Below are 20026 nucleotides of genomic sequence, written 5' to 3' on the forward strand. Positions count from 1 at the left end.
CCGCGCCGTGGATGGCCGTTGGAGCGCACGGGTAGGGCCCGGCCATGACGCAGCCGTTCGAACTCCCGCACTTCTACATGCCGTATCCCGCGCGGCTCAACCCGCATCTGGAGGAGGCCCGGGCCCATTCCACCGAGTGGGCCCGTGGGATGGGCATGCTGGAGGGTTCCGGGATCTGGACCCAGGCCGACCTGGAGGCACACGACTACGGCCTGCTGTGCAGCTACACCCACCCCGACTGCGACGGCCCCGCCCTCTCGCTGATCACCGACTGGTACGTGTGGGTGTTCTTCTTCGACGACCACTTCCTCGACATGTACAAGCGCACCCAGGACCGCGCCGCCGGCAAGGCCCATCTCGACCGTCTTCCGCTGTTCATGCCGCTCGACCTCGCGACACCCGTGCCGGAACCGCAGAACCCGGTCGAAGCGGGCCTCGCCGACCTGTGGGCGCGCACGGTGCCGTCGATGTCGGTCGACTGGCGCCGGCGCTTCTCGGTCGCCACCGAGCATCTGCTGAACGAGTCGATGTGGGAACTGTCCAACATCAACGAGGGGCGGATCGCCAACCCCGTCGAGTACGTCGAGATGCGCCGCAAGGTCGGCGGCGCCCCCTGGTCGGCAGGGCTCGTCGAGTACGCGACGGCCGAGGTGCCCGCGGTCGCCGCCGGGACGCGGCCGCTGCGGGTGCTGATGGAGACCTTCGCCGACGCCGTCCATCTGCGCAACGACCTGTTCTCCTACCAGCGCGAGGTGGAGGACGAGGGCGAGAACAGCAACGGCGTGCTGGTCCTGGAGACCTTCTTCGACTGCACCACACAGGAGGCCGCCGACACGGTCAACGACATCCTCACCTCCCGCCTCCACCAGTTCGAGCACACCGCCCTCACCGAAGTGCCCGCCCTCGCCGCCGAGAAGGGCCTCACCCCCGACCAGGCCGCCGCGATCGCCGCCTACACCAAGGGCCTGCAGGACTGGCAGTCGGGCGGCCACGAATGGCACATGCGCTCCAGCCGCTACATGAACCAGGGCGCCGGCGCGTCCTCCCCCTGGCAGCACCTCACCGGCCCCGGCACCTCGGCCGCCGACGTCGGCGCCCTGCTCGCCTCGGCCGCCGCGGAGCGCCTGCGGGCCTACTCCCATGTGCCCTTCCAGCAGGTCGGCCCCTCCCTCCTGCCCGACTTCCACATGCCCTACGAGGTCGAGCTCAGCCCGCACCTCGACGCCGCCCGCTCCAGGCTGACCGCCTGGGCGCGCGGCACCGGCATGCTCGCCGAGGGCGTCTGGGACGAGGACAAGCTCGCCGCCTCCGACCTGGCGCTCTGCTCCGCCGGTCTCGACCCCGACGCCACCCCCGAGGAACTCGACCTCAGCGCCGACTGGCTGGCCTGGGGCACCTACGGGGACGACTACTACCCCCTGGTCTTCGGCACCCGGCGCGACCTGGCCGGCGCCCGGCTCGCGACGGCCCGTCTCTCCGCCTGCATGCCACTGGCCGACGAGCCCGTCCCCGTGCCGGCCACCGCCATGGAGCGAGGCCTGATCGACCTGTGGGCCCGCACCACCGCCGGGATGAGCCCCGAAGACCGGCTCGCTCTCAGGCAGTCCGTCGACACGATGACCGAGAGCTGGCTCTGGGAGATGTCCAACCAGCTCCAGCACCGTATCCCCGACCCCGTCGACTACCTGGAGATGCGCCGGGCCACCTTCGGCGCCGACCTCACCCTGAGCCTGGCCCGCCGCGGCAACGGCCCCGCGATCCCCGCGGAGGTCTACCGCAGCGGCCCGGTCCGCTCCCTGGAGAACGCCGCCATCGACTACGGCATGCTCGTCAACGACGTCTTCTCCTACCAGAAGGAGATCCAGTACGAGGGCGAGTTCCACAACGCGATCCTCGTCGTCCAGAACTTCTTCGGCGTCGACTACCCGACCGCGCTCCGCGTCGTGCACGACCTGATGACCCAGCGGATGCAGCAGTTCGAGCATGTCGTCGCGGGCGAACTCCCGGTCGTCTACGACGACTTCGAGCTGTCGGCCGAGGCCCGCGAGGCCATGGACGCCTATGTCCGCGACCTGCAGAACTGGATGGCCGGAATCCTGAACTGGCATCAACGGGTGGCCCGCTACAAGGCGGACCACCTCGCCCGCCGGGCCCACGGTTTCCTGCCGGACCGTCCCCCGCTCGCCCCGGCGCTTCCCATCAGCTGACGCGCGTATCGCCTCCGGTGACGGCGCGGGCCTCTTCCGGGAGGTCCGCACCGGCCGTGCACCGCCCCGCCACCGGGCTGGAGCAACTCGCTCTATTCCATGAATATATCGTCACAGAACGTAACAGCCGCTGCTGGCAACGGCGTCCGCCCGCGAAGCACACCGGCTCGCTCGGGCACGGGCCTACGCCGACGCTCGCACCCTCTCCTCGGCGTGGGCGACCGCGGCCCGTGCCAGGGCGACGACCACCGGATGCGGATGCGAGCCGTCACCCGACAGCTCCGGCTGGAAGAGCGTGGCCAGGAAGAAGGGGTGACCGGGCAGTTCGGCGACCCGGACGTGACCGTCCTCGTCGTGGCCCGACAGCCGCAGCCCGTGGGCGCGCAGGGTGTCGAGGTGGCGTGAGGGGCCGTACGAGCAGAAGTACCGCTCGACCGTGCGGCCCGAGCCGATCGCCGACTCGGCCAGCGTGCCTGGCTCGAGGCTCACCGCCGCCTCGTGACCCACCAGCGAGCAGGCCAGCGGCTCGATCAGGAGATCCTCGGCGTCCGGGTCGTTCTCGGCATGCGCGACCCCGGTCAGGCCGCAGACGTCGCGGGCGTATTCGAGGAGCGCGTGCTGGAAGCCGCCACAGGTGCCCAGGAAGGGGATGCCCTCCTCGCGGGCGGTGCGGATCGCCCTCAGGACCCCGGCCTCGCTGCGGTACGGGCTGCCCGGCAGCACCCACACGGCGTCGAAGCCGCGCACCGCGTCCTCGGCCTCGGCGTCCTCGGACGGGATCCAGTAGGCGTCCAGGACCAGCCGGTCGCGTTCGGTGAGCGCGTCGAGGAGTAGGGGGATCCGGGTGTGCGACACGACGTTGGGGGAGCGGTCGCCGACCAGGGCGACCCTGGCGGTCCGAGCTGCGGAGTTCGTCATGCGCTCATCCTGGGCGCCCGCTCCGGTTCACGTCCAACGATGATTGATGCACGCTTGATAAGCGTCGCTGATGCCATCCTGTACGGCATGGACCCGCACCTCCTGCGCACGTACGTCACCGTGGCCCGCCTCGCCTCCTTCTCGGAGGCCGCGCGCAAGCTGGGATACACCCAGTCCGCGGTCTCCCAGCACATCGCCGCCCTCGAACAGGACCTCGGCGCACCCCTGCTCACCCGCCGCCCGGTGGCCCCCACACCGGCCGGCGAACGGCTCCTGGACCACGCAGGCCCGCTGCTGCTGCGCCTGGAGGCGGCCCGCGCGGACGTCGTACGGATGGCCGCCGCCCCCGCGCCCGGCCTCACCCTCGCCGCCACCCCTACCGCGCTCGGTCCCGCCGTTCTCGCCGCACTCCCCGCCGCGGGTGTCACCCTGCGTGTCCTGGCCCGCGACGACATCCCGGCCGCCGTCGCCACCGGCGCCGCAGACCTGGGCCTGCTCGACGGTCTGGCCGCCCCCAGCGACCCCCTGCGCGTGCCCGACGTGGCCCCGCTGACCACGCACGGCGTCGGCGAGGAATCCGTCGCCGTCCTGCTCCCCGCCGGGCACCCCCTCGCCGGCCGCCCGGGCCTGCGCCTCGCCGACCTGGCCGACGCGCGCTGGCTCGACGCGCCCGACGCGGCCCTGCCCCTCGCTCAACTGCGCGCCGCGACGGGCGGCGGCGCCTTCCGGCCGGTCCTGCGCTACGAGGGCTCCGACGTCCGCACCCTCACCAGCCTCACCGCCACCGGCCACGGCCTCACCCTGCTGCCCCGGCGCACGGCCACCGACATCCCCGGCACGGTCGCCGTCCCCGTCACCGCACCCCGGCTCGTCCACCGGGTGGAACTGGTGTACGGCGGTACGCCCGCAGGAGCGGCGGCGGACCTTGTGGCGACCCTTCTCGACGGGGCCCAAGGTGCAGGCGAGGCCTGAGGCTTCCCGCCCTTGACCCACGGTCAGTCTCACTCGTTCGTGGCTCGTCGCGCCCGCGTGCGCCGGGTAGAGCTGCGGCTGGAGGCGAACCATGGAACAGACCGCTTTGCGTCCCAAGCCGATCCCCGGTCAGGAACGCCGGGACGGCCCCGAACCCGGCCCGGCCCGGCGCCCGCACGCCGCGCGCCGGCGCGGCCGCCGGGTCAGGTCCCTGCTGTTCGGCCTGGTCGTCAGCACGGTCCTGGTGCTGTCCGGGGTCGGACTCGGCACGGTCGGCGCCACGGTGATCGGCATGAGCAGACTCGCCGAACTGCAACGCCACGCCCCACCGAAGCCGCCCGGGCCCACCCCGTCCGCCACCGCCGGCCCCTCGCGGACGGCCGCCGCGACCCTGGGCGTGGAGGCGGTGGATGCCGAGAAGGTGGGCGCAATGGTGGTGGGCGTCCATGTGCCGGGGCCGGGCTACAGGGCGGGTCTGGTCAGGGGCGACGTACTGCTCCAGCTCGGCGGCACCCGGATCGGCAGCGCCGCGGACCTGGCCCGAGCGGTGGCCGAGGCCCACCCGGGGAAGGAGGCCAAGCTCACGGTGCGGCACGAGAGCGGGGGGTACCAGCAGTTGACGGTGGTGCCGGGCGTGGTGACCTGAAAGAACCCCAAACCGGCTCGCGCCGCCACGCCGCACCCGGCAGGATGCTCACCGAAACCCCTACAGTCCCCTCACCCGCACCGGGAGGCTCGGATGACCGGCACCACACCCGCGTCCTTCACCGCCGACGACTACCGGGCCCGTATGACACGCGCGGCGCACACCGCGGCCGACGCCGGACTCGCCGGCCTGCTGATCGCCCCCGGACCCGACATGGTGTGGCTCACCGGCTACACGCCCACCGCGGTCACCGAACGGCTCACCCTCCTCGTCCTGGCCCCCGGCAAGGACCCCGTCCTCGTCGTCCCCACCCTGGAGGCCCCCGACGCTGAGAAGGCCGACGGCGCGGCCGCCCTGAACCTGCGGGACTGGACCGACGGCACCGACCCCTACGCCGTCACCGCCGGCCTGCTCGACCACGCGGGCTGCTTCGGTATCAGCGACAACGCCTGGGCCATGCACCTGCTGGGCCTGCAGAAGACACTCCCGGACACCTCCTACGCCTCCCTCACCGACGCGCTGCCCATGCTCCGCGCCGTGAAGGACACGGCCGAGCTCGAACTCCTCGCCGCCGCCGGAGCGGCTGCCGACGCAACGTTCGAGGAGATCCGCAAGGTTCCCTTCGCCGGCCGCCGCGAGTCCGACGTCGGCCACGACCTGGCCGACCTGCTGCGCCGCTTCGGCCATGACCAGGTCGACTTCACCATCGTCGGCTCCGGCCCCAACGGCGCCAACCCGCACCACGAGGTCGGCGACCGTGTCATCCAGGACGGCGACATGGTCGTCCTCGACTTCGGCGGCCTCAAGGACGGCTACGGCTCCGACACCACCCGCACGGTGCACGTGGGCCCGCCGACCGCCGAGGAACGCGAGGTGCACGACATCGTGCGCGCCGCCCAGGAGGCCGGCTTCCGGGCCGTACACCCCGGCGCCGCCTGCCAGGAGGTCGACCGGGCCGCCCGCGCGGTCATCACCGACGCCGGATACGGCGAGTTCTTCATCCACCGCACCGGCCACGGCATCGGCGTCACCACGCACGAGCCGCCGTACATGATCGAGGGCGAGGAGCAGCCGCTCGTGCCCGGGATGTGCTTCTCCGTGGAGCCAGGCATCTATCTGCCCGGCCGCTTCGGGGTACGCATCGAGGACATCGTCACGGTGACCGAGGAGAGCGGCCGTCGTTTCAACAACACCACCCGCGAGATGGTCATAGTGGGCTGACCGACCGGCCCCGGGCGCACCCTCTCGCCCCTACCCCACCCCGAACGGCAACGGCGCGATCCATGACCCAGGCACCGACACCCACCGCGGACACCGTCCGCCGACTGGTCCGTTCGCTGCTCAAGGAGAGCGCGACCGGAACCTCGGGCCCCGACATCCGGCCCGTCGCGGAGGGCGGTGAGCACTTTACCTGGTGGGTCGGCACCCGCTATGTGCTGCGCCTCGCCCCCGACCGCGAGGCGTCCGCGCGCCAGCGCCGCGAACTGCGCCTGCGCGACCTGGTACGCCCACACCTGTCCGTCGCCGCCCCGGCCGGCATCGCGCACGGCGAGTGGGCGCCGGGGCTGACCTACACGCTCGACACCGCGATCCCCGGCGGTACGGCCGAGGAGCACGACGTGTCCGCGATCGGCGAGGCCGATCTGGCCGGGCTGCTCACCGGGCTGCGCGAGGTGCCCGTACGGCAGGCCGAGACGCTCGGTGTGCCGCGCACCCCGCCGCGTTCCCTGGAGGCGCTGCGCCGGATGGCCGTGCCCGCCGCCGAACGCCTCGCCGTCGCCGACGAGTTCGACCCCGCGCCCCTGTTCCACTTCACCTCGCCGGGCGCCGCGCAGCTCGCCGCCCAGCCCGGTACGGCCGTGCTGGTCCACCACGACCTCAAGGGCGAGCACCTGGTGGTCAGCGCCGACGGCAGGGTGCGCGGTGTCCTCGGCTGGACCGACGCGGCCGTGGGCGACCCCGCCGAGGACATCGCCGGGCTCGCCCTCGCGGTCGGCTCCGGAGCGGCCGTCCGTTCGGCCACCCTCGCCGGCTACGGCGCCCGCCCCTGCCTGCGCGGTCTGTGGCTCGCCCGCTGCGACACCGTCATCCGCCTCACCGACCGCCTCGAAGGCCGCGACGACAGCCCCCTGCCCCTGCTGCGCGTCCAACTCCGGCGCGCCTGGGAGACGATCCTGCTGGAGCGCGTGTCGGACTTCCGGGAGGACGCCACGGACGAGGAGCCCTAGGCCACGCGCGGGTGCTCACGCCCGGGTCAGCACCACGCACGACTCGCTCGGCACCCGCAGCAGCCCGTTCGCGTCCGGTGCCGTCACTGGGTCCCACGCGGCCAGGACCTCCACCCGGCCGGTGCCCAGCGGGATGGCGGCCGGTTCCTTGCCCAGGTTCACCGCGACCCGCACGTCACCGCGCCGGAACGCCAGCCAGCGTGCCTCCTCGTCGTACGCCACCTTGGTGTCGGCGAGGTCGGGGTCGGTGAGGTCCGGCTGCTCGTGGCGCAGGGCGATCAGCCGGCGGTACCAGGCCAGCGCGCGCGCGTGCGGCTCGCGTTCCGGCTCCGACCAGTCCAGGCAGGACCGCTCCCGGGTCGCCGGGTCCTGCGGATCGGGTACGTCCTCCTCGGCCCACCCGTGCGCCGCGAACTCCCGTCGCCTGCCGCGCCGTACGGCCTCCGCCAGATCCGGGTCCGTGTGGTCGGTGAAGAACTGCCAGGGGGTGCCCGCCGCCCACTCCTCACCCATGAACAGCATCGGTGTGAAGGGCGCCGTGAGCGTCAGCGTGGCGGCGCAGGCCAGCAGGCCGGGGGAGAGGGTGGCGGAAAGCCGGTCGCCCTGGGCGCGGTTGCCGACCTGGTCGTGGGTCTGGGTGTAGCCGAGCAGCCGGTGCCCGGCCACCCGCGCCCGGTCCAGCGGCCGGCCGTGGTGCCGGCCCCGGAAGCTGGAGTACGTGCCGTCGTGGAAGTAACCGCCGGTGAGGGTCTTGGCGACGGCGGCGAGGGGAGCGCGCGCGAAGTCGGCGTAGTACCCCTGGGACTCCCCGGTCAGCGCGGTGTGCAGGGCGTGGTGGAAGTCGTCGTTCCACTGTGCGTCCAGGCCGAAACCGTGCTCCGCGCGCGCGGTGATGACACGCGGGTCGTTCAGGTCGGACTCGCCGACGAGGAACAACGGCCGTCCCGACTCGGCCGCCAGGCCGGCCACGGCCGACGACAGCTCCTCCAGGAAGTGGCACGCGCGCGTGTCGCACAGCGCGTGCACCGCGTCCAGGCGCAGCCCGTCGATCCGGTAGTCGCGAAGCCAGGCCAGCGCGCTGCCCACCAGGTACGCGCGCACCTCGTCCGAACCGGGCGCGTCCAGGTTGACCGCCGCACCCCAGGGCGTGTGGTGCGTCTCCGTGAAGTACGGCCCGAACGCGGGCAGGTAGTTGCCCGACGGGCCGAGGTGGTTGTGGACCACGTCCAGGACGACCCCGAGCCCGAGTTCGTGCGCCCGGTCGACAAACCGTTTCAGCGCCTCGGGGCCGCCGTACGGCTCGTGCACCGCCCACAGCGAGACCCCCTCGTACCCCCAGCCGTGCCGGCCCGGGAACGGGCAGAGGGGCATCAACTCCACGTGGGTCACACCCAGTTCCCGTAGATGGGCCAGGCGCCCGGCGGCCGCGTCCAGGGTGCCCTCGGGGGTGTACGTGCCCACGTGCAGCTCGTAGAGCAGCGCGCCCGGCAGCGCGCGTCCCGGCCACGCGGCACGCCACGCGTACCGGCCGTGGTCGACGACCGCGCTGAGCCCGTCGGGTCCGTCCGGCTGGCGGCGCGAGCGCGGGTCGGGCAGCACGGGGCCGTCGTCCAGCGCGAACCCGTAGCGGGTGCCGTCCTCGGCGTCCGCCTCCCCGGCCCACCAGCCCGGCCGCCGCGGATCGCGCTCCAACGCGCTCGTGACGCCGTCGCAATGGAGCGTCACACGGTCTGCCTGCGGTGCCCACACCTCGAACTGCACGGACGGTTCCCCTTCGTCTGGCTCATCGTGAGGTAGTCCGTCCATCGTGCCGTGAAAAGAGATCAATCCGCTTTGAATCTGGGCTTTGTCGGCGGGTGTCGCCGTACGTACGCGCGCGTGACGGCCGTTTCCCCGTTTTCTGGACACCCGGGGTTCACTGACCCAGAATCGGCAGCGTGACGTCGTCCTTCGAGTTCAACACCTATCCCGCGCGGCTGTCCGACGCGGAGCGCGAGAAGGCGCTGAGTGTGCTGCGCGACGGCGTCGTCATGGGACGGCTGTCGCACGACACGTTCGTCCGCCGTATGGAGTTGGCGCTCGCCGCCCGCCGCGCGGACGAACTCGCGGCGCTCACCGCCGACCTGCCCCAGGAGAACCGCTTCGCGCGTGTGCTCTTCGGCACCGTCGAGGCCGTCTCCGGGTTCACGGTGCGGCTGCGCCGGGCCTGGCAGGCCGAGCGGCTGCCCAAGCTGCTGCTGCCGCACCCCGGTACCGGGCACCCGCTGCGCATCGGCCGCGACCCCGCCAACGGGCTGCGGCTCAACCACGAGACGGTCTCCCGGGTGCACGCCGAACTCCACCGGCAGGGCGGCCTGTGGGTGCTCAGGGACCTCGGCTCCACCAACGGCACGACGGTGAACGGCCGCCGGGTGATCGGCGCCGCCGTCGTCCGCGAGGGCGACCAGGTCGGCTTCGGCCGGGTGTCCTTCCGGCTCGCGGCCCACTGAGTTCCCATCTACTCCCAAGTGGCTGAAAAATGTTTCTCCGCCACGGTGTTGACGTACCCCTCGAGTCGTGACTGACTGTGCGTACCCCATGCACATCATGTGATCCGACGGCACAGCATCGTGGAGGTGTGCCCTGCCGCCCCTCCACCGCTTTCCGTCCGTGGACGAGCTGTCCTCGCGGGCGGCCGCGCTGGTCGCCGACCACCCCCGGGAAGCCCGGCTGCGCCGGATCGGCACCTCCCGCGCGGGCGACCCGATGTGGCTGCTTTCCATCGGTCACGGCAGTCGGCACGCCCTCGTCGTGGCCGGCCCGCACGCCAACGAACCCGTCGGCGGCGCCACCGTGCTCCGCCTGGCCGACCGGGTTCTCGCCGACCCCCGGCTCACCGAGGACGCCGACGTCACCTGGAACCTGCTGCTGTGCCTGGACCCGGACGGCTCGCGCCGCAACGAGGGCTGGCTGGCCGGGCCGTACACGCTGGGCCACTACTTCCGGAACTTCTTCCGGCCCGGCTTCCTGGAGCAGCCCGAATGGCTGCCCGACGGGGCCGACGCCGTCGCGCTGCCCGAGACCCGGGCACTGCTCGACCTCCAGGACGAGCTGCGGCCCTTCCTCCAGTGCTCGCTGCACGGCGTCGACGTCGGCGGTGGCTTCGTGGAGCTGACCCATGACCTGCCCGGCCTCGCCCAGCGCATCGCGCACACCGCGAGCCGGCTCGGCATCCCCCGCGAACTCGGTGCCTACGACGCCCTGTACTGGCCCACCCTGGGCCCGGCCGTCTACCGGGTGCCGCCGCCCCGCCGGGGCGACCTGGCCGCCGCCATCACCGAGGCGGCCGTCGAGTCCACCTGGTTCCACCCGTACCGGCACGGCACCGTCACCGCAATCGTCGAGGCGCCCATGTGGGGCGTGGCCGCCGTCCAGGACGGCGCAGCGCCCGCCGACCGGGACGCGGCGCTGCGCGCCGTCAGCCGGACCCTGCGGCACGACACCGGCCTCCTGGAGGAGGTCCTGGCCCGGATCCGGCCCCGGTTGTCCGCCGCGCCGGACGCGGCCCGGCTGCTCGCGCCGGTGGACGACTACCTGCTCGTCTGCCCGGGCCTCGCCGACGCCTGGGACCCAGGCACCGACGCCGGCAGCGCCCGCCCGCTGCCCCCGCTCAGCACCGCCCATCTGGCCGCCCTGCGGATCGCCGGGCGGCGGCTGGTCCTGCGCACCGCCGGGCTGCTGCACCGGCTGCTGCGCGGCACCGGCCACGACCCGGCCGGTGCCCTGCCCGACCTGGACCGGCTGATCGACACCTGGTGCGCCGACTACCACGGGACCTTCCACGCGCGCTGGATCCCGGTCGCACGCCAGGCGGAGTACCAGACACGTGTGGTCCTGAGCGCTTTCGAACTCGCACACCGCCACGCGCGCGTGCGTGCTCGTTCGGGTGAGTCGGGCTGGGGCGCCGAGGCGGCCGTGCCGATGTACAGGGAATGACTCGTCTGATCAAAGCGACAGTGACCGGCGGCGCCCTGCTGGCGGCCGCCGCCCTCCTCGCCGCCGGCCCGGCCCAGGCCGCGTCCGGCGCCACCGGCAGCGGCGACTACCTGTACCTGACCGTCACCAAGGGCGAGAGCCGGTCCGGCGGCACGCACGGCACGCTGCTGCTGTGCGACCCGCCCCAGGGGCACTCCCGCGCGGCCGAGGCCTGCGCCGAGCTCGACACGGTGGGTGGTGACATCGCGCGCATCGCCCCGGCCAAGGACGCGATGTGCCCGATGGTCTACGCCCCCGTGACCGCACAGGCGCGCGGGGTGTGGAACGGCCGGCCGATCGAGTACCGCGAGACGTTCGCCAACTCCTGCGCGATGGCGGTGCGGACCGGCGCTGTCTTCGCCCTCGACAGCTGACCCCCGGGCGGCGTGCGGCCCGGGGGTGTGATCCGCCGGTCGGGTCCCGGACCTCACGCCGCCCTCTCACGGGCGTGCTGCGCGGCCGCCAGCACCGTCCGGGACTGATGCTCCACCTGGCGCTCCAACGGCACCCAGCGGGCCTGGAAGCGCTCCCCGTAGGCGTCGCACCAGGAGGCCACCAGCTCGTCCAGCCGCGGCGCCGCGCGGTCGTCCGCCTCCCGCAGCACCCGCAGCAGCATCGACGCCGCCCGCAACGGCAGCCGCCGCCCGAAGGCGTCCACACTGCCGACGTACGCCATCGTGGTGTCGATCGGCGGCCGGAGGATCCAGTCCTCGGCCAGCCCGGGAATCAGCCCCAGCGCCCAGCGGGCCGCCCGCAGCAGCGGCCCGTCCAGGCCGTCCAGCCGGGGCAGCGCCTCGGCCAGCACCCGCTCCACCTCCCGCGAATCCCGCAGCAGCCGGAGCGCCAGCCGACGCATCGCCGCCGCCGGCGCCGGGTGCGGCGCCGGGTCGTCGACCAGGTCGCTCGCCCACATCGGCACCTCCACCACCGCCGTGAGACCGCCGTAGCGGTGCGCGTGGTACCAGGTGCTGTGCCGTGCGTCGTCCGGCAGGCTCGGGTAGGCCACCCCCGACCCGGGACCGGGCATCACCCGGACCCCGGGACCGGACGCCGGCCAGCCCGCGGCGTCCGAGGCGCCCGTCTCCACCGGGATGTGCAGCTCCGCCGCGGACTTGGCGAACGGTTCGGCGAGCCCGGGCACGTCCTTCGTCAGCTGCACCCAGCTGCCGCCCAGATCGGTGCCGTGCAGGGTCACCTGGAGGTAGGGGCGCAGTTCGTCGATCACCCCGAGCAGGGCCAGGGTCTCGGGCGGCAGCCGGTCCGGGGGCAGCACCGACGGCGACCACTCCGGCTGTTCGGGACCCGCCGGGCGGTAGAAGCCGTGGTGGTAGTCGAGCAGGCTGCGCGGTGCCGGGGTGACATGCAGGCTCGCCCCGTCCGGATCCGCGCACAGCAGGAAGTGCCAGGAGGTCTCCGCCCGTAGGTCCCGTTCGTTCAGCACCCGTTCGGCGAGCACTTGAAGGGTGCCGCCCCCGGTCGGTTCGTTGGCGTGGGCGCCCGCGACCACCAGCACCGCCCGCCGGGCGTGCCCCACGGACAGCAGGTGCAGCGGTCTGCCCGCGCGGGAGACGCCGATCTCCCGCAACGTGCACAGGCCGGGCCGATGAGCGGCCAACGCCCGGGCGGTCGCGACCAGTTCGGGAACACTGGGGTAACGCAGCTCCGGCAGGAGACTCACCCCCGACTTGTCCGCCCTGCTTCGCTTTCCCCAGTCCCGCACGGCATAGGTGAACTGTCAAGAACCTCCAGGGGAGGCTCCAGGGGGCGCCAAGGTGCATGAGCCGTCGGCCGGCAGGGCGGTTGACAGCGACGGGGTTGCGAAGCCATTACGGGGCGCTGAACGGCTCCGCGCGCCTTTCCGGACGCGGTCCGCGCCCGACGAGTTTCGGCAACCCCCCGACCCGGCCCCATATTCACTCGTACGAGTGAATATGGCCCTCAGTGCCCTCAGTGCCCTCAGTGCCCTCAGTGCCCTCAGTGCCCTCAGTGCCCGTCGTCCACCCGCTCCAGCAGCGCCACCGGCAGCCCCTCGAAAAGCTCGGCCACGCGCGCGTGGCCCGTGAACTCCCGCTGCGGCGCCAGTACGTCGGCCCACCGGCCCGGCGGCAGCGGCAGGACCGTGTCCCGCCAGCCGCCCGCCGCGGCCAGTCGCAGTGACAGCCGGGTCACCGCCGTGACCACCTCCCCGGAGCGCGTGAAGGCCAGACAGTGCGCCGCGGCCGGGCCCTCGGCCGTCAGCGGCGCGTACGTCGCCGTATCGCCGAAGACGCCCGGTCGCCGCGCCCGCAGCCGTAGCGCCGCCGTCGTCACCGCGTCCTTCTCGCCCGGGTGCTCGGGCGGGAAGGAGACCGGCCGCCGGTTGTCCGGGTCGACCAACGCCCGGAACTCGCCCTCCGTGCCCTGGTAGACGTCCGGCACACCCGGCATCGTCAGATGGACCAGAGCCGTGCCGAGGACGTTCGCCCGGACGTGCGCCGCCAGCGAGGCGCGGAAGGCCGCCACGCGCTCTCCTGACGTCCCGCACGGCCCCGCCGCGACGAACGAGGCCACCGCCTCCTCGTAGGGCGGCTCCTGCTCCGTCCAGCTCGTGTAGAGGCCCGCCTCCCGCACATGCTTCAGCAGCGCCTCCTGCACCCGCTCGGGATCCGCCGGGCCGAGCCCGAACACCGTCTGCCAGGCCGCCCACGCCAGCTGCGCGTCCGGGACGCCCTCCCCGTCCCGGGTCACCTCGGTCAGCACGTCCGCCCAGCGCTCCGGGCACTCCGTCAGCACGGCCAGCGCCGCCCGCACGTCGGCGCTGCGCTTGGTGTCGTGTGTCGTCACCACCGTCCCGGTGAGCGGCCAGTCGTGCTGCACGCGCGCGCAGTAGGCGTGGAAGCCGTCGGGGGAGACGCCCGGGCTGCCGGGAGCACCGCCCACCTCGGTCGCGGACAGCAGCGGTACATAGCGGTAGAACGCCGTGTCCTCCACGGACTTGGCCCGCAGCGCGGAGGAGGTCTGCGCGAACCGCGTCCGGAACTCCACGGGCCCGGGTGCGTCGTCCCCTGCCAGCAGCAGCCCGCGCACCACGTCCACCGCCCCGCCCTCCTCGGGCACCACGAAGGCCGAGCGGGCCTCCTCGGCCGCCCGCTCGGTGACCACGGCGGCCGCGTCGCCCGAGGTGTACGGCCGGTACACCCGCATCCGGACCAGCAACTCCTCCAGCGCGATGCGCAGCGCCCAGGGCGCCCGGTCGCGCAGCGCGGGGTCCGGCGACGTCGCGCACACGCGCGCTGCCGCCCGGGTCAGCCGGTCCGTCTCGGCCGCCAGCTCGTGCGTGAGCACCTTGTACGCCGCCCGCCGCACGGTCGCCTCCCAGTCGCCGCCCCGGTCCGTCTGGGGGGCCGCGAACCGCCGGTACTGGCCCAGCAGTTCACCGGCGCCCGCGGGATCCGTGAACAGGCCGTCCACCTGCCGCAGCGCGTCGTACCCGGTGGTCCCCGCGACCGGCCAGCCGGCCGGCAGCCGCTCACCGTCGGCCAGGATCTTCTCCACGACCGTCCAGCGCCCGCCGGTCGCCTTGTGCAGCCGCGCGAGATAGGCGGTGGGGTCGGCGAGCCCGTCGGGATGGTCGACGCGCAGCCCGTCCACCACCCCCTCGTGCAGCAGCTGGAGAATCTTGGCGTGGGTGGCTTCGAACACCTCCGGGTCCTCCACCCGCACCCCGATCAGCTCCGAGATGCTGAAGAACCGCCGGTAGTTCAGCTCGGTCCGGGCCAGCCGCCACCACACCGGGCGGTACCACTGGGCGTCCAGCAACTCCGGCAGCGGCAGGTCCGCGGTGCCCTCCCGGAGCGGGAAGGCATGCTCGTGATAGCGCAGTACGTCGCCGTCGACCACGAGCTGCCCGAGCACCTCGCCGACCGGCCCGCCGAGCACCGGCACCAGCAGCTGCCCGCCCTGCGCCTCCCAGTCGATGTCGAACCAGCGGGCGTACGGCGACTTGGGGCCCTCCCGCAGGACCTCCCACAGGGCGTGGTTGTGCCGGGGGGACATGGCCATGTGGTTCGGCACGATGTCCACGACCAGACCGAGACCGTGCTCCCGCGCGGTACGCGCGAGCGCGCGCAGTCCCTCCTCGCCGCCGAGTTCCTCGCGCACGCGCGCGTGGTCGACGACGTCATAGCCGTGCGTGGAGCCCGGCACGGCCTCCAGGACGGGGGAGAGGTGCAGATGGGAGACGCCGAGGGAGGAGATGTACGGCACGGACGCCTCGGCGGCCGAGAAAGGGAAGCTGGGCTGGATCTGAAGGCGGTAGGTGGCTGTCGGCGCGGCGGAGGCGGTTCGCTCGGCTGTCATGCGGACGTAGTACCCGTCTCGTCGAGTTTTGTGTCACGGCGCGGGCCGGTGGGCGCCGGTCGCGCCCGCGGGGCGGAGCCGCACATCGGATACGGCTCCGCCCCGCTGCCGGCTCTCTAGGCGGGCCTCTTCAGAACAGTCAGGCTCCGCCCCACCAACGACAGCCGCGCGCCCCCGTCCACCTTCGGCCCCGGTGGCACCCCCTCGGCCCTGGCGGTGTCCACCACCACCTCCCACTGCCGGCCGTGATTCACCGGCACCAGAAACTCCAGCGGTTCCGGCGAGGCGTTGAACATCAGCAGGAAGGAGTCGTCGGCGATCCGCTCCCCGCGCGGCCCCGGTTCCGAGATCGCGTTGCCGTTGAGGAACACGGTCAGGGCCGACGCCTGAGTCGACCCCCAGTCCTGCTGGGCCATCTCATGGCCCTCCGGAGTGAACCAGGCGATGTCGGAGAGGTCGTCGTGGGTGCCCTCCACCGGGCGGCCGTGGAAGAAGCGGCGGCGCCGGAAGACCGGGTGCTCCTTGCGCAGCCGTGCCATCGCCCGCGTGAAGGTCAGCAGGTCGCTGTCGTCCTCGGGGCCCGGCCAGTCCACCCAGGACAGCTCGTTGTCCTGGCAGTACGCGTTGTTGTTCCCCTGCTGTGTGCGCGCGAACTCGTCGCCGTGGCCGATCATCGGCACGCCCTGGGAGAGCATCAGCGTGGCGATGAAGTTCCGCATCTGCCGTTCGCGCAGTTCGAGGACCGCGGGATCGTCGGTGTGCCCCTCGACCCCGCAGTTCCAGGAGCGGTTGTGGCTCTCGCCGTCCCGGTTGTCCTCGCCGTTGGCCTCGTTGTGCTTCTCGTTGTACGACACCAGGTCGTGCAGCGTGAACCCGTCGTGGCAGGTCACGAAGTTGATGGAAGCCAGCGGGCGGCGGCCGTCGTCCTGGTAGAGGTCGGAGGATCCGGTAAGCCGGGACGCGAACTCCGCGAGCGCGCGTGGCTCGCCGCGCCACAGGTCGCGCACGGTGTCGCGGTACTTGCCGTTCCACTCGGTCCACAGCGGCGGGAAGTTGCCCACCTGGTAACCGCCCTCGCCCACGTCCCAGGGCTCGGCGATCAGCTTCACCTGGGAGACCACCGGGTCCTGCTGCACCAGGTCGAAGAACGACGACAGCCGGTCCACCTCGTGGAACTGCCTCGCCAGCGTCGCCGCGAGGTCGAAACGGAAGCCGTCGACATGCATCTCGGTGACCCAGTACCGCAGCGAGTCCATGATCATCTGGAGGACGTGCGGGGACCGCATCAGCAGGGAGTTCCCGGTGCCGGTCGTGTCCATGTAATAGCGGGGGTCGTCCGTCAGCCGGTAGTACGACGGATTGTCCAGACCCCGGAAGGAGAGCGTCGGGCCCAGGTGGTTGCCCTCGGCGGTGTGGTTGTAGACGACGTCCAGGATCACCTCGATCCCGGCCTCGTGGAGCGCCCGGACCGCCGACTTGAACTCCAGGACCTGCTGGCCGCGGTCGCCCCAGGAGGCGTACGCGTTGTGCGGGGCGAAGAAACCGATCGTGTTGTAGCCCCAGTAGTTGTTCAGGCCCATGTCGACCAGCCGGTGGTCGTTGACGAACTGGTGGACCGGCATCAGCTCCAGTGCCGTGACACCGAGCTCCGTCAGGTGTTCGATGACCGCCGGGTGTGCGAGGCCCGCGTAGGTGCCGCGCAGCTCCTCGGGCAGCCCCGGGTGGCGCATGGTCAGGCCCTTCACATGGGCCTCGTAGATCACCGTGTGGTGGTACTCGGTGCGCGGCCGCCGGTCGTCGCCCCAGTCGAAGTACGGGTTGACGACGACCGACGTCATGGTGTGCGGGGCCGAGTCCAGATCGTTGCGCTTGTCGGGGTCGCCGAAGTGGTAGCCGTACACCTCCTCGCCCCAGCGCACCGACCCGCTGACCGCCTTCGCGTAGGGGTCGAGGAGCAGCTTCGCCGAGTTGCAGCGCAGACCGCGTCCGGGGTCGTACGGGCCGTGCGCTCTGAAGCCGTAGCGCTGCCCGGGCATCACCCCGGGCAGGTACGCGTGCCGGACGAAGGCGTCGCTCTCGCGCAGCTCCACCGCCGTCTCGGAGCCATCGTCGTGCAGTAGACACAGCTCCACTCGGTCCGCGGTCTCCGTGAACACCGCGAAGTTGGTCCCGGCGCCGTCGTACGTGGCACCGAGCGGATACGCCTCTCCAGGCCAGACCTGCATGAAGTCGACTCTTCCAGGTGTGTATTGCGCGCGGGGGCGCCTTGGTCATGAGTCTGCCCGAAAGTAATGGAACCCCATGTGACTTACGTCCCTCTTACCCGGCGACCAGTGCACACAGTGGCCCAAGTGGCGACGTGTGCCGAACCAGTGGGGCAAACGCGTACTCCCTGTGACCAAGGGGGAGTAGGGGGAAGATGTGCGCAAGATAGTGCACCGCCATCTGGGCAAAGTGGTGGCCGGTGCCGGCCTGGCGGTTGCGGGGACCGCCGTAATGGTCGGGATCACCCTGCCGGGTACGGCGGGTGCGGACGACACGGGAGGGGGCGACGGGACCGGCTCGGTCGCCGCGCAGCAGGCGGGCCAGGGCACGGACGCCGTCAAGCCGGGCGTGGTGGAACAGGCGCCGGCCGAGGGAAAGAAGGGCACGGGCAGCGACCCGCTGACCGACGACGAGATCAAACGTGTCGAACATCTCGCCCTGACCCAGCAGATGTTCAACGCCGGGGAGAACGTCGAGGGCCGGCGCGGCCCGCAACGGATCAGCGTCGACCTGGCCGAGCCGGACGCGAACGAACTGGACGCCACGAGCGCGCCGCGCCGCGCGGACGTGACGTTCTACGACTACCGGGACGACAGCCTCGTCACCCGGACCGTCAACCTCGACACCGGCAAGGTCGAGCACACCACCACCCGGCAGGGTGTCCAGCCGCCGCTCAGCCACGACGAGAACGTCGAGGCGCTCCAGCTGCTCGTCGCCGACCCGCTCGGCGCCGGCCTGAATGCGGACTTCAAGGACGCCACCGGCGAGGTCCTCACCTCCCCGGAGCAGCAGCTGCTGCTCAACAGCGCGATCTACCGCGCGACTGAGGGCGCCCAGCCGGCCGCGCTCGACAAGTGCGGCGAACACCGCTGCGTGCGGCTCTTCCCGAAGATCAAGAACGGGCCCTGGATCGACGCCCGCTCCCTGATCGTCGACCTCAGCGCACGCAAGGTCGTGAAGCTCGGCCGCTGAGCCGGTCCCGTTCGCATTTCCCAGCTCCATTCCCGACTGCATCTCCCGCACGAGGAGTCACTTCGTCATGCACCCGAACAGAATCCGCCGCGCCCGCAGGACGGCCGCCGTGGGCCTGTCCGTGGCCGCGCTGGCCGCCGGCGCGACCACCGCGGCCGGACCCGCCGCCGCGCAGCCCAAGCGGGCCGCCGCGCCCGCCGCCGACTGCTCCGCCGCCTACCGGATCGAGCGGAAGCTCTCCACCGGCACCACCTGGCGGATGTGCTGGCGCTACGACAGCAAGGCCGGACTGGTCCTGGAGCACATCTCCTACCAGCCCAAGGGCGAGTCGGCCCCCATCAAGGTCCTCTCCAGCGCCCGCCTCGGCCAGATCGACGTCCCCTACGACGACGGCAGCGTCGAGTACGACGACCTGACCGGCTTCGGCTTCGCCCAGGGCCTCATGCCGCTCGCCGCGGCCGAATGCCCCGGCGGCACCATAAAGACGGTCAAGGTCCCCGAGGCCTGGGACCCGGCCCACCCGAACGTCAACGGCCTGTGCACCACCACCCGTTCGCGCGGCCACGCGTACCGGATGCAGGCCGACACCGGCAACCGGGTGTACCAGCAGCAGGGCAAGGATCTGCTGGTCTACACTGTCAACAAGGTCGGCTGGTACGAGTACATGACCGAGTGGCGGTTCCAGGACGACGGCACGATCAACATGAACGTCGGCGCCACCGGCAGCCTCTCCCCGGGCGACTACGACGCCGGGGACGGCCGTGGCTGGCCGATAGGCAAGGGCGCCACTTCCTACGCCACCAGCCACAACGTCTTCTGGAAGCTGGACTTCGACCTCGACGGCTCCTCCAAGAGCCGTGTCGAACAGTACGACTCGGTGGTCAGCGCGCCCGCGCACGGCCAGGAGGCGCCCACCAACAAGACCACCCGCACCAACGTCACCAGGGAACTCGCCGGTGACTACAAGAACATGCGCTGGTGGCGGGTGGTCAGCGCGGCCGGCAAGAACAAGGACGGGCACGCCCGTTCGTACGAGATCGTGCCGGGCGCCAGCAACAAGTACCCGGGTCACGGTTTCACCAAGCACGACATCTACTTCACCCAGTACGACAAGTGCGAGCTGTTCGCCAGCAACAACCCGGGCTGCGCCAACGGTCACCCCAAGAACGTCGACCAGTGGGTGAACGGGCAGACCCTCACCAACCCCGTGGTCTGGGTGAACGTCGGCTTCCACCACGTGGTGCGTGACGAGGACCAGCAGCCCATGCCGGTCCACTGGCAGGGCTTCTCCATCGCCCCGCGTGATGTCACCGCTATGAATCCGCTCACTCCGGCCGCCCTTGCTGATCAGAACGGGAAGCCCCGAGAAGGTAGTTGAGAAACGACACTGTCCATCCGGCTGCACCGCCGACCACTCCCGGAGTACCCTTCCTTGATCGTTGGCAAGGGGAAAGTCCGGGGGATTG

The 20026-nt window shown here is 72.1% G+C and carries 15 protein-coding genes; 10 read left to right on the plus strand and 5 right to left on the minus strand.

Annotated features, from left to right (window positions below; translation table 11 throughout):
• Positions 1–44 precede the first annotated feature (44 nt).
• Entirely contained in the window at positions 45–2207 is a 2163-nt protein-coding gene (cyc2, locus tag ABTY98_RS33215) for a germacradienol/geosmin synthase Cyc2 (protein ID WP_352224779.1), read from the plus strand.
• Positions 2208–2390: 183 nt separating this feature from the next.
• On the opposite strand, the gene ABTY98_RS33220 is transcribed toward cyc2, so the two are convergent.
• Positions 2391–3125 carry a CTP synthase C-terminal region-related (seleno)protein gene (locus ABTY98_RS33220; RefSeq protein ID WP_352224780.1) on the minus strand — a complete coding sequence of 245 codons (735 nt, stop codon included), beginning with the start codon at positions 3123–3125 and terminating at the stop codon, positions 2391–2393.
• Positions 3126–3212: 87 nt separating this feature from the next.
• On the opposite strand from ABTY98_RS33220, the gene ABTY98_RS33225 reads away from it, so the two are divergent.
• From ABTY98_RS33225 to ABTY98_RS33240, 4 genes are all read left to right on the plus strand, one after another.
• A complete protein-coding gene (locus tag ABTY98_RS33225; protein WP_352224781.1) occupies positions 3213–4097 on the plus strand; it encodes a LysR family transcriptional regulator in 885 nt (294 codons plus the stop codon).
• 91 nt (positions 4098–4188) lie between these two features.
• Positions 4189–4743 (plus strand): PDZ domain-containing protein, encoded by a 555-nt coding sequence (locus ABTY98_RS33230; RefSeq protein ID WP_352224782.1) that lies wholly within the window; start codon positions 4189–4191, stop codon positions 4741–4743.
• Positions 4744–4836: 93 nt separating this feature from the next.
• A complete protein-coding gene (locus ABTY98_RS33235) occupies positions 4837–5964 on the plus strand; it encodes an aminopeptidase P family protein (RefSeq protein ID WP_352224783.1) in 1128 nt (375 codons plus the stop codon).
• A gap of 62 nt (positions 5965–6026) precedes the next feature.
• Positions 6027–6971: an aminoglycoside phosphotransferase family protein gene (locus ABTY98_RS33240; protein WP_352224784.1), complete on the plus strand. Its 945-nt coding sequence runs from the start codon at positions 6027–6029 to the stop codon at positions 6969–6971.
• A gap of 15 nt (positions 6972–6986) precedes the next feature.
• Here the strand turns inward: ABTY98_RS33240 and treZ are convergent, their stop codons facing one another.
• A complete protein-coding gene (gene treZ / locus ABTY98_RS33245; RefSeq protein WP_352224785.1) occupies positions 6987–8732 on the minus strand; it encodes a malto-oligosyltrehalose trehalohydrolase in 1746 nt (581 codons plus the stop codon).
• Positions 8733–8908: 176 nt separating this feature from the next.
• Here treZ and ABTY98_RS33250 point away from each other — a divergent pair, with 176 nt between their 5' ends.
• From ABTY98_RS33250 to ABTY98_RS33260, 3 genes are all read left to right on the plus strand, one after another.
• A complete protein-coding gene (locus tag ABTY98_RS33250) occupies positions 8909–9460 on the plus strand; it encodes an FHA domain-containing protein (protein ID WP_352224786.1) in 552 nt (183 codons plus the stop codon).
• 160 nt (positions 9461–9620) lie between these two features.
• Positions 9621–10946: a M14 family zinc carboxypeptidase gene (locus ABTY98_RS33255; RefSeq protein WP_352224787.1), complete on the plus strand. Its 1326-nt coding sequence runs from the start codon at positions 9621–9623 to the stop codon at positions 10944–10946.
• On the plus strand, positions 10943–11359 hold the full coding sequence (locus tag ABTY98_RS33260) for an SSI family serine proteinase inhibitor (RefSeq protein WP_352224788.1): 417 nt from the start codon (positions 10943–10945) through the stop codon (positions 11357–11359). Before ABTY98_RS33255 ends, ABTY98_RS33260 begins: the two co-directional genes overlap by 4 nt.
• 53 nt (positions 11360–11412) lie before the next feature.
• Here ABTY98_RS33260 and ABTY98_RS33265 read toward each other — a convergent pair whose 3' ends face one another.
• The 3 genes from ABTY98_RS33265 to glgX all read right to left on the minus strand — a co-directional run bounded on the left by ABTY98_RS33265 (position 11413) and on the right by glgX (position 17548).
• Positions 11413–12663, minus strand: coding sequence for a M14 family zinc carboxypeptidase (locus tag ABTY98_RS33265; RefSeq protein ID WP_352224789.1), 1251 nt, complete (start codon positions 12661–12663; stop codon positions 11413–11415).
• Positions 12664–12968: 305 nt separating this feature from the next.
• Positions 12969–15323, minus strand: a complete 2355-nt coding sequence (treY, locus tag ABTY98_RS33270; protein ID WP_352224790.1) for a malto-oligosyltrehalose synthase — start codon at positions 15321–15323, stop codon at positions 12969–12971.
• A gap of 116 nt (positions 15324–15439) precedes the next feature.
• A complete protein-coding gene (gene glgX, locus ABTY98_RS33275; RefSeq protein WP_352224791.1) occupies positions 15440–17548 on the minus strand; it encodes a glycogen debranching protein GlgX in 2109 nt (702 codons plus the stop codon).
• A gap of 196 nt (positions 17549–17744) precedes the next feature.
• On the opposite strand from glgX, the gene ABTY98_RS33280 reads away from it, so the two are divergent.
• Positions 17745–18560 carry a Tat pathway signal sequence domain protein gene (locus ABTY98_RS33280; protein WP_352224792.1) on the plus strand — a complete coding sequence of 272 codons (816 nt, stop codon included), beginning with the start codon at positions 17745–17747 and terminating at the stop codon, positions 18558–18560.
• Positions 18561–18627: 67 nt separating this feature from the next.
• Complete coding sequence (locus ABTY98_RS33285) at positions 18628–19938, plus strand: copper amine oxidase (protein WP_352224793.1); 1311 nt, start codon at positions 18628–18630, stop codon at positions 19936–19938.
• Positions 19939–20026 lie beyond the last annotated feature (88 nt).

The sequence above is a fragment of the Streptomyces sp. NPDC096040 genome (genome assembly GCF_040303265.1).
Lineage (GTDB): Bacteria > Actinomycetota > Actinomycetes > Streptomycetales > Streptomycetaceae > Streptomyces.

Bases quoted from the DNA above. Each gene is read 5' to 3' on its own strand.
- cyc2 (WP_352224779.1), top strand. From the start codon at position 45: ATGACGCAGCCGTTCGAACTCCCGCACTTCTACATGCCGTATCCCGCG.
- ABTY98_RS33220 (WP_352224780.1), bottom strand. From the start codon at position 3,125: ATGACGAACTCCGCAGCTCGGACCGCCAGGGTCGCCCTGGTCGGCGAC.
- ABTY98_RS33225 (WP_352224781.1), top strand. From the start codon at position 3,213: ATGGACCCGCACCTCCTGCGCACGTACGTCACCGTGGCCCGCCTCGCC.
- ABTY98_RS33230 (WP_352224782.1), top strand. From the start codon at position 4,189: ATGGAACAGACCGCTTTGCGTCCCAAGCCGATCCCCGGTCAGGAACGC.
- ABTY98_RS33235 (WP_352224783.1), top strand. From the start codon at position 4,837: ATGACCGGCACCACACCCGCGTCCTTCACCGCCGACGACTACCGGGCC.
- ABTY98_RS33240 (WP_352224784.1), top strand. From the start codon at position 6,027: ATGACCCAGGCACCGACACCCACCGCGGACACCGTCCGCCGACTGGTC.
- ABTY98_RS33260 (WP_352224788.1), top strand. From the start codon at position 10,943: ATGACTCGTCTGATCAAAGCGACAGTGACCGGCGGCGCCCTGCTGGCG.
- treY (WP_352224790.1), bottom strand. From the start codon at position 15,323: ATGACAGCCGAGCGAACCGCCTCCGCCGCGCCGACAGCCACCTACCGC.
- glgX (WP_352224791.1), bottom strand. From the start codon at position 17,548: ATGCAGGTCTGGCCTGGAGAGGCGTATCCGCTCGGTGCCACGTACGAC.
- ABTY98_RS33285 (WP_352224793.1), top strand. From the start codon at position 18,628: ATGCACCCGAACAGAATCCGCCGCGCCCGCAGGACGGCCGCCGTGGGC.